This window comes from Janthinobacterium sp. UMAB-56 (assembly GCF_900095265.1).
Classification (GTDB): domain Bacteria; phylum Pseudomonadota; class Gammaproteobacteria; order Burkholderiales; family Burkholderiaceae_D; genus Janthinobacterium.
In genome coordinates this window covers 516,577-520,826 of record NZ_LT607651.1, presented here as the reverse complement: position 1 = coordinate 520,826, position 4,250 = coordinate 516,577, and the positions used below count along the sequence as shown (strand labels likewise).

Here is a 4,250-nt window from a genome sequence, read left to right as displayed (position 1 = left end):
CTGCGCGAACTGTATGGCGTCGAGCGCGTGGTCGACCAGATCGCCATCGGCAACGTGGCCGTGCCGGCCAACTGGAACGCCTACGTGCAAAAGCTGATCGAGCCGAACCTGAAGCTCATTTCACGTGGGCAGATCAGCATAGACGGCAACAACGTCAGCGTGCGCGGCGAAGTGGCGAACGAGGCGCAGCGTCAGCAGATCGCCAGCGACATCGCCACCAGCCTCAATCCCACGTATGTCGTCAACAATGGCTTGCGCGTCAAGGCGGCCGAGGCCGAGCAGGGCTTGCTCGATGCGGCGCTCGACAAACGCATCATCGAATTCGACAGCGGCAAGGCCTCCATCACACCGACCGGCCTGGCCATCCTCGACGAGATGGCGGCCGTCATGCTCAAGCTGAGGGGACGCAAGGTGGAGGTGATCGGCCACACGGACGACACGGGCCTGCGCGCCAGCAATGTAGCCCTGAGCCAGGCGCGCGCGGAAGCCGTGCATGCCTACCTGGCCAGCAAGGGTGTCGCACCGGACGCGGTACTGGTGTCGGGCCAGGGACCGGACCGTCCCGTGGCCAGCAACGCGACGGTCGATGGCCGGGCGAGAAACCGGCGCATCGAGTTCAGAATCGCGCAGTAGATTGGGTTGACACCTCACAAAACCGTAGCGAGCGGAAGGGAGAGGCGGTCGAGAAGCGTAACCGCGCTAGAGCACGGTGAGCATCGCAGTCCGCCTATACCGACGCGCAGTAGGTTTTGTGAGGTGTTCAGGGCAGGGTGATGGTCAGGTGTGCTGGGCGCGGCGCCAGTTTGACGACATCCGCATACGCGGCCAGCGTTGTTTGCGTGGCGCGCGTCAGATGCGTTTTCAGGCCCAGGTAGGCGCAGATGGCCAGCAGGGCGAAAAAGCTCGACAGGACCCACAGCGGCACGTCGCTGCCGCGTTTGTTGACCACCTGGTCGGGGCGCTCTGCGCGCGGCGCGAAGCCGCGGCTCTTGCCCTTGATGTGGGCGATCTCGTCGCCCAGGCGCGCCGTCAGGTAGCTGAGTTTTTCGCCGCCGTCGATGGCGAACTTGCCCTGAAATCCCAGCAACAAACACATGTGGAACACTTGCAGCGCCTGCACGCGCATGGCGCCCTTGCCGCGCAAGGCGTCGAGGCGGTCGAAGAAGTGTTCACCGGCCAATTGGTCGCCAAAGATCAGCAGCTGCAGCGGGCGCCGCTCCCACTGCTTGCGCAGGGAGAAAGGCGATGCCAGGATGATTTCATCGACGGCCGCGCAAAATGCATATTTGGCCGCCTCGATATCGTCGCCATCGGCGCGGATCTTTTTCGCTTCGCGCTCGAACTCGTCGAGGAAGGCCGTGATGCGCTCCATGAAGCTTTGCTCGTCGCCGGGCGCCGAACCGTTCTTCAGCATGAACAGCATGTAAAAGCCTTCGTGCATCAGGTCCAGCAGGGCGCCGCCGGCCTGCCGGCTGCTGCCTGCCGGGGCGGCACCGAGCGCTGCCAGCAGGGAGGGCGCAGCGCGCCGTTCGATGAGCTGGCTCATGCCGTCACCACGATCAGTTCCAGCTGCAGGTCGCGTATGCCGGCCGGCACGTAGACGGAAATCGATTGCGCCTTGAGCATCTGCTCATACAGCGCACCACGGTTTTCAAGCGAAAAATAATAGGTGTCGGGCCGCACGGGAATGGCCGCCGGCACTTGCGGCGCATGCGACAGCTTCAGGCCGGGCATGGCCGTGAGCACGCATTTTTCCACGTCGTCGGGCGCGCCCGCCTTGACGCGCACGGGCACCACCTCCACCAGTTCGATGGCGGGCATGGCGGCGCGAATCGCCAGGTACAAGGTGGTGTGCTGGTCGATCTTGCCCGAATCGAGTTTGCCCAGGTAATACGACGGCTTGTCTTCCAGCAGGGCGATGGAAAAATATTTTGACGAGATGACGGTGTCGAGCAGTTCGCGGATGATGCCATCGATGGCGTCGAAGCAGGCGCCCGGCTGCGCGTGGTCGTAGGCGGGCAGGCTGGCCAGGGTGTAGTGCTTGGAGTAGCTGAGCAGACCGCCCGCCAGGCCCAGCAGGGCCTCGTACAGGCGCTCCGGATGCAGGGCCGGATGGCGCACATAGTGCATCAGCGCGGCGGCGGCCGTGCTGACCGTGTGCAGCAGCCAGAACGAGGACACGTCACCGGAGCGAAACTCGATCACGTTGCGGCTCGGCTCGCGGTGGTGGCCGTGCAGCGTACTCACTTTCGCCTGCAAGGCATCGAGCAGATGTTCCAGCACGCCCTGCAGGCGCGGCGCGCCAGCGATCGCCAGGCTGGGCGCCACGAACGAGGGCACGGGCTCGAAGCCGCCCGACACCGTGCGCCGCAGGGCGATCAGCGGCAGGCAGTCGTAGGAGCCGCGTGCCTCGCTGTCGGGAATCAGGCGCACGGTCTTTTTCAGGTACGCCACGTCGGCCACGGCGGACTCCGTAAACAGGTCGGGCGTGGCGCGCATGGCGTGCGCAAAACGCGTGGCCGCCGGCGTACCTGCCTTTGATGCCTGCGCCGTGTAATTCATGCCTTCGCGGTTGAGGATGGGCAGTGCCGCGTAATAGCGCACTTCCTGCACCGCCGGCGGCAGCGCTTCCAGGTCCACCGGCGGGGGCAGGGTATCGCTGCCGGGCGCGCCGTCGCCCAGCGCCTCGAACACTTCGCCATCGCGGAAGATCGCCGACAGGGCTTGCAGGCGCAGGGTGCCCGTCTTCAGCGCCGCCAGGTCCCACTGCATATGCGCCACGCCCCACAGGTAGGGATGCAGCGCGCTGGCCGTGTGATGCAGGCGCGCTTCGTGATACTGATCCTGGCACTGGAAATGCTGCGGCCGCAGGAACAGGCCTTCTCCCCACAAGACTTTCGCTGCCATGCCCATGCTGTTTCTCCTTGAATGTGTGGCGTGTCGGTGCACTTTACTGGCAGCGCAAGGCCGCCAGCGGCGCCATGGCGATGTCCATGCCGGCTACGCCGCTGACGCTGAGCGCGCAGGCATGCAGGCCGACGGTGATGCCGGCGCGTTCCGCGTCGGCGGCGGCAAAGGTGGCGCGCCAGCGCTGCGCCGCAGGTGCGCGGAACAGGGCCACCACGCCGATGAAATACGCTTCCTTGCTGACTTTTTCCTGCACTTCGTAGCGCTGGCCCGGCACCAGCAGCACTTCCTTGACTTCTATCAGGTCGACACCCAGTGCCGCCTTTTCCTGCTGCGCGTCGAGGAAGCTGTCGTATCGGGCCTGTTCGAAGGCGGCGCTCTGGCGCAGTTTGTAGATGCGCGCCACCAGCGCCAGCGGCCGGCCGTCGGCATCGGTGTTGAGGCGCTGCGCCGCATGCAGGCGGATGCTGACATTGCGCGGCGGCTTTTGCGCGTCGGGCAGTTCCGCTGGCGGCTTGGCGACGCCGGCCAATTGCAGCGCCGCATTGGCCAGGGTGCCGACGGCGCCGCCCGCACAGCCGGCAAGCAACAGGGTCTGCAGCAATACCGGCAGCAGTAGCGTGGTGGCGCGGGCCAGGCGGCGGAGCGGGGCGTCAGATGGCATGGGCTGGACTATCTTTGCAAAATGGTGGGAGGAAATGCAAGTGTTGCAGTCATTTAAACGCATGCACGGGCGACCTGCTTGCGTTTGCGCAAAATCGCTCTGCGATCAAAACAATGACTGCGCCAGATCAGGATTCATGTCGCTGCAAGCGGCTGTGACGTGGAACTTCTTCTTTGCTGATTAATCTCAATCTGGTAAAAAAATTGGCGATCAATAATGGCCTCCACCAAGGCGCCGCCCATCTTTCCCAGCGGTAGCGTCCTCCACGTGAAGGAATGCCCCGATGAAGCCAGCCACCATGTTGCCCCGTATTGCCTGCCTCGCCAGCGCCTTGCTGCTGGCTGCCTGCGCCACGCCGGACCAGCCGGCGCCCAAGAAGCCTGCTGCGCCCACCCTGGCGCAAGTGATGAGCGAAGCCGATGCGGCGGCGCGCGCCGGCCAGTATGAGCGCGCCATGTCCCTGCTGCAGGGCGGCGGCAGCAGCTACCCGGCCGACAAGGCGCCGTGGCTGCAAATGGCGCAGATGAAGTTCGACCGCGGCCAGTACGGCGACGCCATCGGTCATGCGCTCGAAGTGCTGGAGCGCGACCCGGACGACAAGGTGGCCAACAGCATCGTCGCCGTCAGCGGCTTGCGCCTGTCCGGCAAGGCGCTGGCCGACCTGTCGCGGCAAAACAAT

5 protein-coding genes are annotated in these 4,250 nt (G+C 65.1%); 2 read left to right on the top strand and 3 right to left on the bottom strand.

Annotated elements, in window-relative coordinates:
- Positions 1 to 633 (top strand): OmpA family protein (locus K0F85_RS02440; RefSeq protein ID WP_257572468.1); only part of this gene is annotated, 633 nt, incomplete at its 5' end.
- Positions 634 to 760: 127 nt separating this feature from the next.
- Here K0F85_RS02440 and icmH read toward each other — a convergent pair.
- Genes icmH through tssJ form a run of 3 tightly spaced genes read right to left on the bottom strand, consistent with a single transcriptional unit; the run spans position 761 to position 3,571 of the window.
- Positions 761 to 1,546, bottom strand: a complete 786-nt coding sequence (gene icmH / locus K0F85_RS02435) for a type IVB secretion system protein IcmH/DotU (RefSeq protein WP_219114381.1) — start codon at positions 1,544 to 1,546, stop codon at positions 761 to 763.
- The gene (tssK, locus tag K0F85_RS02430) at positions 1,543 to 2,913 is read right to left on the bottom strand and encodes a type VI secretion system baseplate subunit TssK (RefSeq protein ID WP_219114380.1); all 1,371 of its coding nucleotides are present in this window, start codon (positions 2,911 to 2,913) and stop codon (positions 1,543 to 1,545) included. The genes icmH and tssK overlap by 4 nt, the downstream gene beginning before the upstream one ends.
- A 37-nt stretch (positions 2,914 to 2,950) precedes the next feature.
- On the bottom strand, positions 2,951 to 3,571 hold the full coding sequence (tssJ, locus tag K0F85_RS02425) for a type VI secretion system lipoprotein TssJ (RefSeq protein WP_219114379.1): 621 nt from the start codon (positions 3,569 to 3,571) through the stop codon (positions 2,951 to 2,953).
- Between the two features lie 283 nt (positions 3,572 to 3,854).
- Between tssJ and K0F85_RS02420 the strand changes: the two genes are divergently transcribed.
- Positions 3,855 to 4,250, top strand: a 396-nt coding sequence (locus K0F85_RS02420; protein ID WP_257572466.1) for a tetratricopeptide repeat protein, incomplete at its 3' end; no start/stop codon positions are given.

Coding starts and splice junctions, on each gene's coding strand:
- icmH (WP_219114381.1), bottom strand. CDS start 1,546: ATGAGCCAGCTCATCGAACGGCGCGCTGCGCCCTCCCTGCTGGCAGCG.
- tssK (WP_219114380.1), bottom strand. CDS start 2,913: ATGGGCATGGCAGCGAAAGTCTTGTGGGGAGAAGGCCTGTTCCTGCGG.
- tssJ (WP_219114379.1), bottom strand. CDS start 3,571: ATGCCATCTGACGCCCCGCTCCGCCGCCTGGCCCGCGCCACCACGCTA.